This window comes from Ralstonia sp. 1B3, assembly GCF_036631435.1.
Window position 1 is genome coordinate 19,804 of sequence record NZ_JAPNUG010000009.1, and the last position, 16,584, is coordinate 36,387.

Here is a 16,584-nt window from a genome sequence, read left to right on the forward strand (position 1 = left end):
CCTACAGTGCGTCATGTGGCCGCACGGGCGGCCGTCCGAACCTTCCGATCATCATGTCTCCCAAGGATCTGCTGCTGGCCCTGACCGTTGTGCTGGTGTGGGGCGTCAACTTTGTCGTCATCAAGGTGGGCCTGTACGGCGTGCCGCCCATGCTGCTGGGTGCGCTGCGCTTCGCGCTGGTCGCGTTCCCGGCCGTGCTCTTCGTGCCGCGCCCCAAGATCGCGCTCAAGTGGCTGGTGGCTTACGGCGCCACCATCAGCTTCGGGCAGTTCGCGTTCCTGTTCTCGGCCATGTACGTGGGCATGCCGGCGGGGCTGGCCTCGCTGGTGCTGCAGTCGCAGGCGTTCTTTACGCTGGCGATTGCCGCCATCGTGCTGCGCGAGCCGATCCGCTGGTTCCACCTGGCCGGCATGGCGGTGGCCGCGGGCGGGCTGGCCGTCATCGGCATGGCGGGCGGCGGCTCGGTCACGGGCATGACCACCGCCGGCTTCTTGCTGACGCTGTGCGCGGCGTTTTCTTGGGCCAGCGGCAACATCGTCACCAAGCGCGTCGGACCGGTAAATGTGGTGAGCCTGGTGGTGTGGGGCGCCGTCATTCCGCCGGTTCCGTTCTTCCTGCTGTCGTACTGGCTGGAGGGGCCGGAGCAGATTGCGCACAGCCTAGCGAACATCAGCGCGTCGAGCATCGGCGCGATCGTCTACCTGTCCTTTGGCGCCACCATCTTCGGCTACAGCCTGTGGAGCCGCCTGCTGGCGCGGTATGCGGCCAGCCAGGTTGCGCCGCTCACGCTGCTGGTGCCGGTGGTGGGGCTGGTATCGGCGGCCGTGCTGCTGGGCGAGCGCCTGGTGCCCGCCCAATGGCTGGGCGGCGCGGTGGTGATGGCGGGGCTGCTGCTCAACGTGTTTGGCGGCCGGCTGGCCGCGCGGCGGGCGATGGCCTGACGCCACACCCCCATCAGCAACAAGCGCCCGGGCCGGAAGGTACCGGGCGTTTTGCTGTGGGCGCGACATAGGATTTGGCCCGTTTCGGGCACAATACCGGGTCCGATTCCCGCCATTTCGCCCGCACACGCATGCGGGCAGCCTCGTCTTCTGGAGACCACATGAAGTTCGCCCCCACGCTCGCCGCTGCGGCGGTGCTGGCCGGCCTGGCGCTGTCCGCCACGCCCGCGCTGGCCGCCGTTGACGCCGCCCGCGCCTTGTCCATCGCCAACCAGAACGCCTGCATGGGCTGCCACGCCGTCGACCGCAAGCTCGTCGGCCCGGCCTACCAGGACGTTGCCGCCAAGTACAAGGGCGATGCCGGCGCACAAGCCAAGCTCATCAAGAAGGTGCGCGAGGGCGGCATGGGCAACTGGGGCCAGATCCCGATGCCGGCCAATCCGAAGATTGCCGATGCCGATCTGAAAACCGTGATCGACTGGGTGCTCGCAGGCGCCCCGGCCAAGTGAGGAACGGACGATGAACGACGCAATCAACCTGGGCCGCCGTGACGTGCTGCGTGCCGGCGCCATGATGGCGCTGCTGGTGTCTGCCGGCATTGCCACGCCGGCCCAGGCGGCCGAATGGAACAAGGCCGCCTTTGCCGTGAAGGGCGTGAACGACGTGCTTAAGCAACTGGGCGGCGGCGCGGTCGACAAGGGCGGCGCCGGCATCCAGCTCACCGCACCGGACATTGCCGAAAACGGCGCCGTGGTGCCGCTGGTCGTGACGAGCACGCTGCCGGGCACCGACCTCATCGCCATCCTGGTCGAAAAGAACCCGAACACGCTGGCCGCTACGTTCGCCATTCCGGCCGGCACCGACCCGTTTGTCAGCACGCGCGTGAAGATGGGCGAGACGTCAACGGTCTACGCCGCCGTGCGCGCCAACGGCAAATGGGTGCTGGCGAGCAAGGAAGTGAAGGTCACCCTTGGTGGCTGCGGCGGTTAAACCTCAGGAGAACACACCATGGCAGACCCGATGCGCATTCGCGCGATGGAAAACGGCGGCACCACCGACGTGAAGATCCTGATGAAGCACGACATGGAAACCGGCCAGCGCAAAGACGCGTCCGGCAAGGTCGTGCCCGCCTGGCACATCACCAACGTGACGGTGCAGCACAGCGGCAAGACGGTGCTCGACGCACAGTTCGGCCCGGCCGTTTCGAAAGATCCGTTCCTCAATTTCAAGTTCAAGGGCGGCGCCAAGGGCGACAAGGTGACGGTCACGTGGGTGGACAACCACGGCGACAAGCGCACCGACGAAACGTCGATCCAGTAAGCGCCAGGAGGCCCACATGCGACGCAGCTTCTTTCGTGTGACCGCCGCGCTGGCGGCCTTGGGCGTAGCCGGCAAGGCCGCTGCCCAGAACGCCCCGCGCGCGGGCGGCGCCGGTGCCCGCTACAAGGTGGTCTACCAGCTGAGCGAAGGCATCGACCAGGCCGTGCGCGCCATCGGCAACCTGCGCAACCACCTGAACGGCGCACCCGGCACGAAGATCGTGGTGGTGGCGCTGGGCCACGGCATTGATTTCCTCGTTGAAGGTGCCAAGGACGCGCAGGGCCGCACCTTCGATGCGCCCGTGGCGGCGCTTGCCAGCATGGGCGTGGAGTTTCGCGTGTGCCATAACTCGCTGATGGCCTTCAAGGTGCCAGAAGACAAGCTGCTGCTCGAAACCAAGGTGGTGCCGGCCGGCGTGGTGGAAATCACCCGCTTGCAGCAGGAAGAAGGTTTCGCCTATATCAAACCGTAGGCGACCCACGGAGGGGACCGTGAAACACAAGACATGGACGATGGTGCTGGCTGCGGCGTGGGTTGCTGGCAGCGCCGTCATGGCATCCGCGCAGGACGCCAAGGACAGCACCGCCGCCGGCATCGCGCAGTACCGCGAGATGCTGGCCGACGGCAACCCGGCCGAACTCTGGGAAGCCGCCGGAGAAGAACTCTGGAAGAAGCCCGCCGGCCCCAAGCAGGCCTCGCTTGAAGCGTGCGACCTGGGCCTGGGCCCCGGCGTGGTGAAGGGCGCCTACGCCAAGCTGCCGCGCTACTTCAAAGACACCGGCCGCGTGATGGACGCCGAACAGCGCCTCATGCATTGCCGCATGACGCTGCAAGGGCTGACCAAGGAAGAGGCATCGGCCCGCCCGTTCTCGTCGCCCGGCAAGGCGTCGGACATTGAACGGCTGATGGCGTACGTGGCTTCGGAATCGCGCGGCGCGGCCATCGACATTCCGCTCGCCCACCCCGAAGAAAAGCGCGTGTACGAACTCGGCCGCCGCATGTTCTTCTACCGCGGCGGCGCGTACGACTTTGCCTGCGCCACGTGCCATGCCCAGCCGGGTTTGCGCATCCGCCTGCAGGAGCTGCCTGACTTGCTGACCGCCGACGGCGCGCGCTTTGCGTATTCCACCTGGCCGGGTTATCGCGTCTCGCAGGGCGAGGTACGCACGATGCAGCACCGCCTGTATGACTGCCTGCGCCAGCAGCGCTTTCCGGAACCGCTCTACGGCAGCGAGGTGATTACCGCGCTGGAGATGTTCCTTGCCCGCAACGCCAACGGCGGCAAGATGGACGCGCCGTCCATCAAACGATGACACGATGAGGCCACGCATGACCCGACTGACCCCATCGTTCTGACGGCACTCACATTGGCCCTGGCTGCGGGCACCGCGCACGCAGCCGACGCCGCCAAGGCCGTCACCCCGCCCAAGCCCGAAGCAAAGGCCGACGCGGCGCTCGCCAAGGTCATCCAGCAGAGCTTTGTCTCCAAGGGCCCGGCCACCGTGGAAGGCGTGACCGAGCGCGACGACGTGCAGAAGATCTGCAGCCAGTTTGCCGACCGCAATGCCGTGCCCGTTGCGGTTGCCAAGAAGCTGGAAGACGCGCAATTCAAGACCATCCATTACCCCGCAGACAACAAATGGCTGGGCGACTGGAAGGAAGGCGAGAAGACCGCGCAGAGCGGCCGCGGCATGCAGTTCTCCGACCCGGCCGGCGGCGCGAACGGCGCCAACTGCTACGCGTGCCACCGCTTGTCAAAAGACGAACTGTCCTACGGCACCATCGGCCCCTCGCTGTACCAGTACGGCAAGCTGCGTGGGGATTCGGAGGCGATCCTGCGCTACACGTGGGGCAAGATCTACAACTCCAACGCGTATGCGGCGTGCTCCAACATGCCGCGCTTCGGGCACAAGGGCATCCTCACCGAGCAGCAGATCCGCGACGTGATGGCGCTGTTGTTCGACCCGGCCTCGCCCGTGAACCAGTAACGCCATGCGTACGCTTCGACGGTTCCTGATGTGGGCGGCAGCGGCGATGGTGTTTGCCGCAAGCACCGCGCAGGCCGTCGAAGTGGGCGATGTGGTGGCGCTGCCCGACGTGCAATTGCTCGACGGCACGCGTGTGCCGGGCGATGCGTGGCGCGGGCACCCCGTCATCATCGCCACGTGGGCATCGTGGTGCCCGTTCTGCGCGCTGCAGAACCCACGCCTGCAAAAGCTCTACGACGCCACGCGCGGCACTGACCTGCGCATCCTCACCATCAGCATCGACGCCAACCCGCAGCTCGCGAAGGACTACGTCGCCAAGCGCGGCTTCACCTTCCCCGTAGCGATGGAAACCGACGCGCTGTGCGCCGCCACCGGCCCGCGCAAGGGCTTGCCCGAACTGCTCGTGCTCGACGCCAAGGGCCGCGTGGTGCGCAAGGAAGTCGGCGAGATGCTGGAAGACGACGTGGCCGACCTCGCACGCTACGCACACAGCCCCAAACAATGAACCGTCGCGAATTCGTTCAAGCCCTGGCGATTGCCGCAGCCGCCGGCCTGCGCCTGACCGACGCCCACGCTGATACGTTCAGCTACGACGCGCCGCGCTTTGGCAACGTCCACCTGCTGCACTTCACCGATTGCCACGCGCAGTTGCTGCCCATTGAATACCGCGAGCCCAGCGTCAACCTGGGCGTGGGGCAATGGGCCGGGCAGCCGCCGCATCTGGTCGGGCACGCGCTGCTCAAGCGGTACGGCATCGCGCCGGGCTCGCGCGCCGCGCACGCCTTTACGGCGCTCGACTTTACCGAGGCCGCCCGCCGCTACGGCCGCATGGGCGGCTTCGCGCATCTGGCCACGCTCATCAAGCGCCTGCGCGCCACGCGCCCGAATGCGCTGCTGCTGGACGGCGGCGACACCTGGCAGGGCTCCGCCACTGCACTGTGGACCAACGGCCAGGACATGGTCGACGCGGCCCTCGCGCTGGGCGTGGACGTCATGACCCCGCACTGGGAGATGACCTACGGCGCCGACCGCGTGCGCCACGTGGTCGATCACGACTTCAAGAACAAGGTCGCGTTTGTCGCGCAGAACATCCAGACCGCCGACTTTGGCGACCCGGTGTTCGACCCGTACGTGCTGCGCGAGCTGAACGGCGTGCCGGTCGCCATCATCGGGCAGGCGTTTCCGTACACGCCCATCGCCCACCCGGCCGATTTCACGCCCGACTGGACGTTCGGCATTCAGGAAGAACGGCTGCAGAAGATGATTGACGAGGCGCGCGGCAAGGGCGCCAAGGTGGTCGTGCTGCTGTCGCACAACGGCATGGATGTCGACCTGAAGCTCGCCTCGCGCGTGCGCGGGCTGGACGCCATCCTGGGCGGGCATACGCACGACGCGGTGCCCGCACCCGTCAAGGTCAGCAACCCGGGCGGCGTGACGCTCGTCACCAATGCGGGCGCCAACGGCAAGTTTGTCGGCGTGCTCGATCTGGATGTGCGCGGCGGCACCGTGCGCGACATCCGCTATACGCTGCTGCCCGTGTTTGCCGACCTGCTGCCGGCCGACCCCGCCATGACGGCGCTGATTGACCGCGTGCGCGCGCCGTACAAAGACAAGCTGGGCGAAACGCTCGCCACCAACCGCGGCCTGCTGTACCGGCGCGGCAACTTCAACGGCACGTTCGACCAGCTCATCGTTGATGGCCTGATGCACGCGCAGGGCGCCGAGATTGCCTTCTCGCCCGGCTTCCGCTGGGGCACCACGCTGCTGCCCGGCGAGGCCCTGACCATGGAAGCGCTGATGGCCCAGACCGCCATCACCTACCCGGCCACCACGCTGACCGAGATGACGGGCGCCACCATCAAGACCGTGCTGGAGGACGTGGCCGACAACCTGTTCAACCCAGACCCGTACTACCAGCAGGGCGGCGACATGGTGCGCACCGGCGGCCTGCGCTACACCATCGACCCGTTGAAGCCCATGGGCCAGCGCATTACCGACATGCGCCTGGGGCCGGGAAGCGGCAAGCCCATCGACGCCGACCGCCGCTACAAAGTGGCCGGCTGGGCCGCCGTATCGCCCGAAGCCCGCAAGGCCGGCGGGCGCCCCGTGTGGGACGTACTGGCCGACTGGCTGCGCGACCAGCGCGAAGTGACCGCAAGGCCGCTGAACACGCCGCGTATTGTGGGCATGGAGGGCAATCCGGGCATGGAAAACGCGGGTTGAACCCCGATTGAAAGGGCTCCGGAAATTCGGCTAAACTTTGTCGCCACGGGCCGATAGCTCAGCTGGGAGAGCGCCGCGTTCGCAATGCGGAGGTCGGGAGTTCGATCCTCCTTCGGTCCACCAAGTTACTGGCAGCGTTTGATGAGCGATGCCCCAAAAAACCCGCGAAGCGTTGAGCGTCGCGGGTTTTTTGTTGTCTGCATTGCCTAAATTCCGCCATTGCTACCCGTGTGCCGAGTGAGGGCAAATTCGGGAGCAAGAGGCCATTCCGGGCAGTTGTTGCAGTAGGGCGTGGTCGTCGTGGACAGCGGCGAGCGGATGCGCGACGTGAAGAAAGGAATCTTCAACCGTCGCCATCGTCTCTTTCCTATTGCAGTTTGGTGGCTGCCTTTTCGATTGCCTCTCCTACTCGCTCGTAGAGGAATTCAAACGAGCTAAGAATGATCGCTAGGCTCGGGCCGAGAGCAGGTATCGCGTGCGGCTGCCCCCAGCCGAACACGTAGAGCACCTTCATGTGTGCCAAACGTTCCGAGAAGACCGCTCCAGTTTGGGTGGGCAAACTCACTGAGGCTGCCGTATAAATGCATCAACCCAGGCACCGGTAACCGGCTATCAGTCTCTCGAATCGCTTCCATGACGTGGACAGAATCAGGGCTCTCCTCGTCGTTGCGTGACCCAACTACAACCTTCGCGACCCGTTTATACAAGGCCTTCACATCTCTCGTGCGTTCGAAAGTCTCCAAACTGCGTAACAGAAAGCCCAGTACCGCAGCCGATTCGAGCATTGATCGTGTGAGGACTGCGGCGCTGAGGTGCCGGCCGCTATCGATGAGCGGGATAGCGTCATCTGCGAGCGCGGAAACTCGATATAGCAACGATTCGCGAGCAACCAGCAAGTAGAAAATCGTCTTATGGCGAATCCCTTGACAGGTCGCGTCCACAGCATCCGGAAGGGCTGCCTTTAGTGCGGCGGCTATAACACGTGCTTCCTCAAGTGTTCCACTCTAAATCTGCCAATTGCACTCCCCCTTTTCTTAATGCCACGGCCGCTGTTGAAGTATTCGACGGCCAGTGTCTTACTCCGCCACTGATCCCAGTTCTGCAAAGATTGGCAGTGGCCAGACGCGAGGCTGCCAATGGAATCGATCGTCTTGGATGGGCTGATATGTCGCCGAGTCTGCCATGAGGGTGGGTGCGGGCGCCTGCAGTTTGTTTAGAACCTTGGCCACGCTATCGGGGCCCGTAACTGCGCCAACCACTGCATGATATACGGGGGTATGGCAATTTGCTGTGAGGCGAATCTCGGCAATCAGGAGAATGTTGTTGTTATCGCCCGCGCAGCATGTATTAAGCTCATACCCAATCCCAGGCGTTGGCTCTGGAATCGACCAGCGCCCTCCTATTATGTGCGATAGGTTGGATTTGATTCCGAGAATATACGGGACGCAAATTGGGTGAAAATCCTGCGGATCTAGTGTGCAGAGAATCTGTCCGTAGCCGATTTTAGCTATAAGCCTACCGAAGCTGTCAGGGATGTGTTTGAATTTTGCAGTAAGCCTACCTGGATATTTGCGCTCAAAGGCTTTTATCTTTTGATCATCAACAACGGCGCGAAACTGCCAACTACCTGATTGATCCACATCCTCGGGAAGGCCCAGAAGTACGCCCGCGCCTTTCATCAGGTAGAAAATCATAGCGGCTGGATATTCGCTATAAGGAATAGTAATTTTATTCCCTGGGTAGGCAATGTCATTTAGCGCAATATTTTGAGGGCGCAATTTCTTTCGTCGCGAAGGAGCACCGTAGCTGATTCTTGCGTCTCCCCATAGGTTTCTGGCAACTTCAAGCTCAAATCTAGAAGTAACTCTCGCGCAGTCTACACAGCTGGCGTCTTTGATCACGTGCGCTCCACCCAACGACAGGGGCACAATGTGCTCATCCGTTAATTTCAAGCCCGAGCGGCCGCAGTAGATACAGAATCCTTTAGACGCTATTTGGGTTGGTCCGTGTGACATATTGAAGGCGGCAATAAGATTAATCGAGCTGAATCCGCGCCATCTTGGATTGCTTCAGATTTCGTCCAGGTGGCGGCCAACAAACTCGGCTGCGCTTTCCCATGCTTTTCTGATTTCTCCAGAAACGGGATCTTTGTACCATGAGTTAGAAATAACCAATCCCATATTCCACTCCCATGACACTTCTTTCCCTTTTATGAAAATATTTCTGGTGGGAAAGATTCTGAATGACTTTGAGACTCCGCCTGGCGAGTGCGTTTCCAAGATTACGCCTTTCACGCCTTCAATCGGTGTTGTTGCCCCCGCATCAAGATAAACAGTTACACCGGGATCGTGTACTACGTTGATTTCACTTGGCAGGGCCTGAAGTGCTTTCAGTATGGAAATGCCAGAGTCGATGGCGCGTAAAATATCCTCATCGTTTCCCTCGCCGCCATGGATCAACCGATTCCGGATCTCCCAAAAATGCTTAAGCGAACTTGGAACGTGAGTAGGAAGCCCGTATGCTTTGTGCAACTGTTCGATCGCTTCTCGCATTGGAACAAACCGCCGACCATTGAGGTGTCCCGTGATTGCGAGGGTCTGCCGCGCAACCTTTTCGAGTTCACTTGCAAGCATGATAAGAGCTGCCTTGGGTGAGCGCCCCGCTTCATCAATGATCCGCCGGACGATATCTTGCTGAACGGCTTGTTCACCTAATGTCTTTTCCGGGATCACAGCATTAGGAAGACTTGCGACCTCGCTTTGCGCAGACTCGACAGCCAATGTTAACTTGTCCAGCGAGTCACTAAGCTCTATCTCTTGACCAAGAAGTTTCCCTTTTTTTAGCCGCTTAGCTAGATCTGCGATTTGTGCCCGGAAGACAAACAAGGCTGTAAACGCAAATACAGGCCACAAAATGGCGGCTATTGCTTGGAGTAGCGCTGCCCAACCTTGCATATACACCCCTCTGGCTCTAGAAAGTCCATGGTATCACGCGTAAAATTTACATTTTAGCGGCGCCTCCTAAGCTGATGTGCGAAGGGTGGAGGGATTAGACGAAAGGCTGGCTATTGATGAAGCGCGTCCACTCACAGGCCCGTTTGTAGAACACCTTCACCTGTCAGTGATTACCAGCACGCCGACTTACGATCTCCAAATTCTTACTTTCCAATTCGTAAAAGCCATAAGAGTTCGACACAGCCGTTGCTAAAGTCTCTTTGAGGGCGGACCTGTTCGAGCTTTGCCAACTCAATCCCGATGTTTCATAAGCAATTCCCAACAAAAAGCCCGCGATCCAAACTCATCGCGGGCTTTTCTCATCTAGGCCGCATCAAACCATCAGCAGCCCCTCACCTCACTCCCCAGCCACCTCCTCCGCCTTCTTCCGCGGCCCCCGGCTAAACCGCGCCGACAACGTACGCCGCGCCGAATCCAACCCTTCGCCCTTACCCGCAACCTTCAGGTACGTGTAACCCTCCAGCGCGGCCGTCATCAGATCACTGCCCATCGCCAGCTGCGAATCCTGCATTCGTTCCAGCAACTTCTCCACGCGGGCGAGGCGAGGGCGGAGGGTGTCGAAGCCCACCAAGTCACGTCGCATTTCCTGCAGGTTGAAATTGGCAGGAAGCACGCTGGGGTTGTTGCTGAGCAGCTCCACCGCCTGGCGGCAGAACGCTTCGGACTTGTTACCCATCTTCATGAGCGTGCTGCGCTGCTCGATTGACAGGTCAATCAGGCCGACGAGCTTTTCTTCCAGTGTCTTCAGCGCACCGTCAATGGCGGTCAGGTCGGTGGCGCTGGGTTGAAACGAGATCAAGTTCTGAGACATTGCGTTCCTTCTAAAGCGGATATCAACGTCATGCCGATTGGCACAACCCGATGAGGTTGGCTACCGCTGCGGCGTATCGCAATGCTGTCCACAACTTTTGACGGAAACCACTCGCGCATGGGGCGGTCAAGCCCGCTCACGCCGTTCGAGTGTTGGAGCGTGAAGCGGGAGCCTCGGACTGTCGAATTCGACCCTCTGAGACTGACGCTCGACCCTCAGACAGTGGAACGTGACCCTCAGACAGTGAAGTTCGAGTGTTTGAGGCTCAAACGCGACCCTAAAAGGGTCGAATTCGACTCTTTGACACTGACGCTCGGCCCTCAAACAGTGAAACGCCAGTGTTTGACCCTCGCGTTCCACTCTCTGCGGGTGAAGTGCCACTGTTTGAGGCTGGAGCGTGACCTTCCGACCGTCGCTCCCGACGAATCAATAATCCAACTTTCGCCGCTGCCCCCTCGCTATAATCCATCCCGCTGCCGCACCAACGGCAGTCGGGTCTGGCGATTCGACATACTCACAACGAGCGTCCGCTTGGCGGATACGCTCGCGCACACTCGCGCATGCCTCCTATGGCGGGCCGGGTGGGGAGACCTTCGGGTCTGCCGGTTGCCGTGAGTACCGGTTCGCCAGCCCCGCCGTCAGGCCCGCCACCTTCGTCTGGCGACGAGAAGGCGGACCTCCGATCAATACTCACGGAGGCTTTATGCCAAATCGTCAAAGCGGGAACCGCCCCGCGTCCTACCCATCTCCACCTTCAACACCCCCACGGGTCTAAGTCTTCCCGCGCGAGCGGACTCACCAAAAACCACGTCTACCTGACCGGCGCGTTCGAAGCGCGGGCGTATCTCAGACTAATGAAGCTGCACCGGCCCGGTCTGAAAGACATGCGCGTGGTGGGGCGGGCAGTAGCGGCGACGCTGTGCTTGACTGCGGCCACGTCTGCTTTCGGCACGGATTTCCGTCCTTTTACTACCGCACTCTCACTGCCCCGGGATGTTGCGGCTAACACCGTTGTGGCCAGAGACTATTTGACGCCTCAAAAGCTATGTGGCGAGGGCACATGCAGGTTGGTGAATTTCCTTCCTATCAGTCAAATTCATCTCATCCCGGGTGACGTACCGGGCATGGCGGTGAACGGGCCGACCGTTGTCACGGAAATCACAGGCTTGAAGATGCAAGTCCTTGTCAATGGGGAACCTCAGACAAGGCTGTATGAAAATCAATCGCCCATAACATTCTCTTCGCCCATCGAAATTCAATTGCTGAGGGACAGTGCCCCAGAGTTGATTAACGGAACAACTGATGCCATTCAGTTCTGGTTCTTTACAAAGACAACGTCGGGATCCGACAAGATCCTTAACTACATCCGCCTCAACACGAGGCTGACCAGAGTCGAAGGAAGCTGCTCGGTGCCAAGTCAGACCGTAGAACTGCAACCCACCCGCGCAAGAAGCTTGGCTGGCATTGGGGCAACGGCTGCCGAGCGCAGCTTCCAGATCAGCATTAACGACTGCCCAAAGGGATACAACAAGATCTTCTACAGGCTCAAGCCGGTGGGCGACACGATCGAGGCTTCGGCAGGTGTATTGCCGCTTTCGCCCGAATCAACCGCCAAAGGCGTGAGGATCAGGGTAACGAACGGTGCGGGCGCGCCTGTTGTATTCGATACGTCCACCAGAATCGATGACTACAACAAGGACACCGGCGGTTCGTTCTCGATCCCGATGCGGGTGTCCTACGTTCAGACCGAAGCCAACGTCACGCCCGGCACCGTGAATGGCGCCATGTCGGTGTTGATGGAGTATCAGTAACGAGCGGCGGCGCGGATGCGATCGACTGTAAGCGCCGCCAACAAAACCGATCGACGAATCGGCAGCAGATGACGGCGCAAGCCGGAGTGAGCAAAGCGAGATGAGTATCAAGAGGGCGCCAGAAGGAGACGCTCATCTCGCTTCGCGATCTAGCCGCCATAGAGCGGCGTGGCTACAGCCAATAACAACAGATTGACGCATTCCCGTGACGGGCGGGAATGCCGCGCAGATGGGGCGCGGTAAGGGTGACAGTTCTGTGGATGAACGCGCTGCATTGTTGACCACGCAACCCACAGCATCACAGCGCGCAATGTGACGCGGAGCGCGCCAAGAAATACCCCGACCCATGATCCCGATATCAGAGTAGAGTGGGGTACGGATTCCAGCGGGGCCATTACCAGCCCGGCACAAGAGAAATTTGCCTCGCCTCTGATCGACGCGTCGCCGACGTCCCACCTCGATCCAGTCATTCACGCTGCCTTTCCGCGCTGGTTGTCCGGCACGGCCCGCACTTCACCTGCCCCGGGGCATTCTCGCCTTGCTGTCAGAGCACCACGTCCAGTGGCCCCGGCCTGCTCGCTTTTCTTATGGGAGATCCGCCATGGATACCTACCCGACATCCTTCTACAAAGGGTTCGCGATTTACCCCCTGATTTACCCCTTCAACCCGCCACGCGAGTGGCACGAAAAACGCCCCGACCGTGCGTACAGCGTCTCGGTCGTCATCTGCCGTGAAGGCGAGACGATGGACGACGAGCGTTCCCGCGTCTTTCGCCTCAGAGGCGAGCCATGGGACAACGTAGGCGCTGCAAAGCGCGCGGCCACGCATGGCGCCGAGGAAATCATCGATGGGCTCGTGCCTGGCCAGTCCATGGCGGGCGAGTAGAGGGTTCTGTGAGGCCCAACTCGGAACGTCTGCCCGGTGGCCTGTTCAGGCGCAATCATTCAATCAAGCAGCCCAGCAATGCTGGGCACCAGGAGCGCGCATGGTTCGAATGCAGTACTCGATCTGCCTAACTTATGAGATTCACGATCAGTCTGCAGACTTCATCTTCAACTTCCATGCAGCGCAGACTGCGCGACAGACCATCGTTGCCGAATCGCTGCAACTGACCCCTGCAGTTCCGACCACGCTTCAGACTGAGCCGGGCCTGCTCAACCGTCATCTACGGGTGCAGGCACCGCGCGGCCATCTCGCTATCAACTATGTTGCTACCGTTGATATGCATCACTTGCTCACGCCGCCTCAGTCATTGTTTGAGGTGCGGGTGGCGGATTTGCCGTTGGACGTTATTCCCTTCCTGGCCCCCAGCCGATATTGCGAATCAGACCGCCTCATGGCGTTTGCGCGCCGGGGGTTTGGCGGATATCAGCGCGGGTACGCGCTTGTCCTTGCGATCCGGGATTGGGTCTGCCGGTATGTGGAATTCATCCCGCTTTCCACGAGCGAGCAGACCTCTGCGGTCAGCACATTGGTGGATCGGCATGGCGTATGCCGGGACTACGCCCACTTGATGATCGCGTTGTGTCGTGCGCTCAGCATTCCGGCCCGCTTCGCGACGAGCGTCAATTACGGAGTCGACCCTGCCCTCGGCCCTCCTGACTTCCACGCATTTGTGGAGGTGTACCTTGGTAATCAATGGAATCTGCTCGATCCGTCAAACGGATCGATGCCCATGGGGCTCCTGCGGATCGGTACCGGTCGCGATGCCACTGAAGTCCCCGTCGCAATGATCTTTGGCGATGTCGAACCCGCGCGTCCCAGCGTCCAGGTGCACGCGCTCACAAGCGCAGAGCCGAAGGCCGATCTGCCAATGCCGACCGACCAAGCCATCTGCACTTGGTAAGCCACCAGCGCGCTCACCATTCCTGTGTCGCTGGAGGGATGTCCTCAGGGCCAAGAATGACGTCCACAGCGGCGCGCCCGGCCACCTCCCCCACCAAGTGCGCCCATCGCCGTGAAAACGGACCTCCATGGGCCTTGATCCGTTTGCCCAGGGCGGCCACGCCCGCAGGCTCCATGGGCCCTTCGATCCGGAACCACAGGTCGAACATGTCCTCAGAGGTCTGAACAAGCTCCACATGAATCTGAAAGCCACGGTAGTCGGTGGTGCGTGTCATGTTGCCTCCGGTGTGCGTTATTTCTGTGCGCTAGCATTGCAGCATTCAGCGCCGATGACCATGGAAGAATGCGCAATGTGCAATCACGTCATCTTCCACGTGACAGACACACGCAAGGAACGATCCGGCAACCGAGATGCGCCTGCCGGGCATTGCATTGGCGAGGGGGCTACAGCCAATAACAAGAGGTTGACGCATTCCCGTGACGGGCGGGAATGCCTGAGCTGGTCAGAGTGGCAGTTGGGCGTTGGCTGTTGAAGCTGTCTGCCGAGAGCGAATCGCAGCCACGAAAGCCGACAGAAATGCGCGCATTTCGGACTGCCGTTCTGGCAGCTTCAGCAGGGTTTTGATTTCGTCTGGCGTTTTTCCGATCAACGGGATGCGCAGAAATACGTCTTCGAGAAACTGATCGCTGACAGTGGACAGCACCAGCCGGAGCGATCTGAGCATGTCGTCGCCACGATGAGATGCATGTGCGAGCGCAATGGGTTTCCCGATGACTTCGAATCGCGAGACCATCCAATCGATGACGTTCTTGAGCCCTCCCGGAATCGCGCGAACGTATTCGGGGCTGGCAATAATGATGCCGTCGCATCCGGACACGAGTGTCAGGAATTCCAGCACTGCGGCGGGTGTCTGTGGCCCTTCCAGGTCAGGGGAAAAGACCGGCAAGGTGTCGAGGCGATGGAATACCGATAGCTCAACGCCCTCAGGGGCAACGTCTTTCAAGCCGAGCAGTAGCGCCGTGTTGACGGAATCGCGGCGCGCACTGCCGGAGATGGTTAGGAGCTTCATCTGGTTTTCCTTTGGAGACATCCTGCCGCGCCCGGGGTTGTCTGGTTTGGTTCGATACGCTCGAAACGTCCCGCCACCCGTCAGCCAAACTTGCGCGCTGCATCGCGCGCCAGGCCAGAACCGATCCCGCCGAACAGGTCGCCCTCCACGCGTCGCGCCGACGGCAGCACTTGCGCCAGTTGCTCGCGCAGCAACGGCACCCGCTGGAGCCGCCGGCAAAGAGAATGGTATCGACCGCTTCCGCTGTAACGCCTGCCGTTTTCAGCATCGCCTGCACCGTCGAGACCGTTTTGCCGACCAGCTTCCCAATCGACTGGTCAAAGTCTTCGCGCGTGACGGGCTGCTTCAACTCGGGCGCGATGCGGTGCAGGTCGATCTCCGCCACCGGGGCGTCCGACAGCGCGATCTTCGCGGCTTCCACCTGGATAGCGAGCCAGTGGCCGGCGCGCTCGCGGATCAGGCGGATGAGGCGGTCGAGTTTTTCGGTGTCGGCGGCATCTCGGTAGTTGTCCATCACCACCGTCCATGCCTTGCGCGTGTACACGTGGTTGATGGTGTGCCAGCTCGCCAGGTCGAAATACTGGCCGGACGGCATTGCCTTGCCGTTGCGCAGCGTGCTGTTCAGACCCAGTAGCGGCATCACGCTGGCCAGGCTCAAGGCGCGGTCGAAGTCGGTGCCGCCGATGTGCACGCCGCCGTTGGCGAGGATGTCGTCGCGGCGGTCAAGGCGTTTCGCGCGGTCGGGTGACAGGCGCACGAGCGAGAAGTCCGACGTACCGCCGCCAATGTCGGCCACCAGCACAAGTTCTTCACCGCTGATGCCGGCCTCGTAGTCGAACGCGGCGGCGATGGGCTCGTACTGGAAGGCGATCTCGTCAAAGCCGGCGTCGCGCGCGATGTCCGCCAGCGTGTCTTCGGCAAGCTGGTCGGCCTTGGGATCTTCGTCGATGAAGAACACCGGGCGGCCCAGCACGGCGCGGCGGAATTCATGGCCGGCGGCGTGCTCGGCGCGCCGCTTGAGTTCGCCGATGAAATGCGCCAGCAGCTTGCGGAACGGCATGGCCTGGCCCATGACCTCGGTGCTGTCGTCCATCATCGACGTGCCGAGCAGGCTCTTGAGCGAGCGCATCAGGCGGCCCGTAGCCGGCAAGATAGTCGGCCAGCGCGGCACGGCCATAGCTGACCGTCGGGTCTTCGGCGTGAAAGAAGATGACGGAAGGGAGCGTCGCCTTGCCGTCTTCGAGCGGCAGCAGGGTGGGGGCGTCCGGTCTCAGCCAGCCGACGGTGGAGTTGGACGTGCCGAAATCGACGCCGCAGGCGTTTGACATCATAGGATTGTGGCTTCTGGAGTGCAGCGGGAGGCATGCGCCCGCACGGGATATCAGAGCGGGCGCCACCTGCGAAAGGGGCGCTATTGTAGTGGCTTTGTGCGACACATCCCCTCACGGCGCACGCTGTTCACGGGCAACACGCGGCTGCTGAGAGTCGGGCACACACGCGATCACTGTCAGAGGCGATGGCGAGAGGTGCCCAGGGGCGGTCCTTGGTGCGCCAGTCCCG

At 61.5% G+C, this 16,584-nt stretch carries 17 protein-coding genes, 1 tRNA gene and 2 pseudogenes; 13 read left to right on the forward strand and 7 right to left on the reverse strand.

Features of this window, described 5'->3' with window-relative positions:
* Positions 1-53 precede the first annotated feature (53 nt).
* The 10 genes from OWR21_RS02345 to OWR21_RS02390 all read left to right on the forward strand — a co-directional run bounded on the left by OWR21_RS02345 (position 54) and on the right by OWR21_RS02390 (position 6,595).
* The gene (locus OWR21_RS02345; RefSeq protein WP_332394513.1) at positions 54-941 is read left to right on the forward strand and encodes an EamA family transporter; all 888 of its coding nucleotides are present in this window, start codon (positions 54-56) and stop codon (positions 939-941) included.
* Positions 942-1,102: 161 nt separating this feature from the next.
* The gene (locus OWR21_RS02350) at positions 1,103-1,450 is read left to right on the forward strand and encodes a c-type cytochrome (protein ID WP_012436693.1); all 348 of its coding nucleotides are present in this window, start codon (positions 1,103-1,105) and stop codon (positions 1,448-1,450) included.
* 10 nt (positions 1,451-1,460) lie between these two features.
* Positions 1,461-1,931, forward strand: coding sequence for a thiosulfate oxidation carrier protein SoxY (gene soxY, locus OWR21_RS02355; protein ID WP_332394514.1), 471 nt, complete (start codon positions 1,461-1,463; stop codon positions 1,929-1,931).
* An 18-nt stretch (positions 1,932-1,949) separates the two neighbouring features.
* Complete coding sequence (gene soxZ / locus OWR21_RS02360) at positions 1,950-2,261, forward strand: thiosulfate oxidation carrier complex protein SoxZ (RefSeq protein WP_004628733.1); 312 nt, start codon at positions 1,950-1,952, stop codon at positions 2,259-2,261.
* 16 nt (positions 2,262-2,277) lie between these two features.
* Entirely contained in the window at positions 2,278-2,733 is a 456-nt protein-coding gene (locus OWR21_RS02365) for a DsrE family protein (RefSeq protein WP_147216620.1), read from the forward strand.
* 40 nt (positions 2,734-2,773) lie between these two features.
* Positions 2,774-3,574 (forward strand): sulfur oxidation c-type cytochrome SoxA, encoded by an 801-nt coding sequence (soxA, locus tag OWR21_RS02370; RefSeq protein ID WP_027680507.1) that lies wholly within the window; start codon positions 2,774-2,776, stop codon positions 3,572-3,574.
* Positions 3,575-3,628: 54 nt separating this feature from the next.
* A complete protein-coding gene (gene soxX, locus OWR21_RS02375; RefSeq protein WP_442968592.1) occupies positions 3,629-4,249 on the forward strand; it encodes a sulfur oxidation c-type cytochrome SoxX in 621 nt (206 codons plus the stop codon).
* A gap of 4 nt (positions 4,250-4,253) precedes the next feature.
* Entirely contained in the window at positions 4,254-4,754 is a 501-nt protein-coding gene (locus OWR21_RS02380) for a TlpA disulfide reductase family protein (protein ID WP_332394515.1), read from the forward strand.
* Positions 4,751-6,472, forward strand: a complete 1,722-nt coding sequence (soxB, locus tag OWR21_RS02385) for a thiosulfohydrolase SoxB (RefSeq protein WP_332394516.1) — start codon at positions 4,751-4,753, stop codon at positions 6,470-6,472. Before OWR21_RS02380 ends, soxB begins: the two co-directional genes overlap by 4 nt.
* 47 nt (positions 6,473-6,519) lie before the next feature.
* Positions 6,520-6,595 (forward strand) — tRNA-Ala (locus tag OWR21_RS02390).
* A 953-nt stretch (positions 6,596-7,548) separates the two neighbouring features.
* On the opposite strand, the gene OWR21_RS02395 is transcribed toward OWR21_RS02390, so the two are convergent.
* The 3 genes from OWR21_RS02395 to OWR21_RS02405 form a co-directional block, all read right to left on the reverse strand.
* Positions 7,549-8,487 (reverse strand): HNH endonuclease, encoded by a 939-nt coding sequence (locus OWR21_RS02395; protein WP_332394517.1) that lies wholly within the window; start codon positions 8,485-8,487, stop codon positions 7,549-7,551.
* Between the two features lie 54 nt (positions 8,488-8,541).
* The gene (locus OWR21_RS02400) at positions 8,542-9,432 is read right to left on the reverse strand and encodes a hypothetical protein (protein ID WP_332394518.1); all 891 of its coding nucleotides are present in this window, start codon (positions 9,430-9,432) and stop codon (positions 8,542-8,544) included.
* A gap of 391 nt (positions 9,433-9,823) precedes the next feature.
* Positions 9,824-10,297 carry a hypothetical protein gene (locus OWR21_RS02405; RefSeq protein ID WP_332394519.1) on the reverse strand — a complete coding sequence of 158 codons (474 nt, stop codon included), beginning with the start codon at positions 10,295-10,297 and terminating at the stop codon, positions 9,824-9,826.
* A gap of 854 nt (positions 10,298-11,151) precedes the next feature.
* Between OWR21_RS02405 and OWR21_RS02410 the strand changes: the two genes are divergently transcribed.
* Positions 11,152-12,108 carry a fimbrial protein gene (locus OWR21_RS02410; protein ID WP_332394520.1) on the forward strand — a complete coding sequence of 319 codons (957 nt, stop codon included), beginning with the start codon at positions 11,152-11,154 and terminating at the stop codon, positions 12,106-12,108.
* Positions 12,109-12,148: 40 nt separating this feature from the next.
* On the opposite strand, the pseudogene OWR21_RS02415 reads toward OWR21_RS02410, so the two are convergent.
* Positions 12,149-12,232 (reverse strand): annotated as a pseudogene (locus tag OWR21_RS02415) (IS5/IS1182 family transposase); the annotation flags it as partial.
* A gap of 477 nt (positions 12,233-12,709) precedes the next feature.
* Here OWR21_RS02415 and OWR21_RS02420 point away from each other — a divergent pair.
* On the forward strand, positions 12,710-12,994 hold the full coding sequence (locus OWR21_RS02420; protein ID WP_147215574.1) for a hypothetical protein: 285 nt from the start codon (positions 12,710-12,712) through the stop codon (positions 12,992-12,994).
* A 100-nt stretch (positions 12,995-13,094) separates the two neighbouring features.
* Positions 13,095-13,955, forward strand: coding sequence for a transglutaminase-like domain-containing protein (locus OWR21_RS02425; RefSeq protein WP_442968593.1), 861 nt, complete (start codon positions 13,095-13,097; stop codon positions 13,953-13,955).
* A gap of 13 nt (positions 13,956-13,968) precedes the next feature.
* Here the strand turns inward: OWR21_RS02425 and OWR21_RS02430 are convergent, their stop codons facing one another.
* From OWR21_RS02430 to OWR21_RS02440, 3 genes and pseudogenes are all read right to left on the reverse strand, one after another.
* Entirely contained in the window at positions 13,969-14,229 is a 261-nt protein-coding gene (locus OWR21_RS02430) for a hypothetical protein (RefSeq protein ID WP_147215572.1), read from the reverse strand.
* Between the two features lie 228 nt (positions 14,230-14,457).
* The gene (locus OWR21_RS02435) at positions 14,458-15,024 is read right to left on the reverse strand and encodes an NADPH-dependent FMN reductase (protein WP_332394522.1); all 567 of its coding nucleotides are present in this window, start codon (positions 15,022-15,024) and stop codon (positions 14,458-14,460) included.
* Positions 15,025-15,104: 80 nt separating this feature from the next.
* Positions 15,105-16,355 (reverse strand): annotated as a pseudogene (locus OWR21_RS02440) (Hsp70 family protein).
* Between the last annotated feature and the right edge of the window lie 229 nt (positions 16,356-16,584).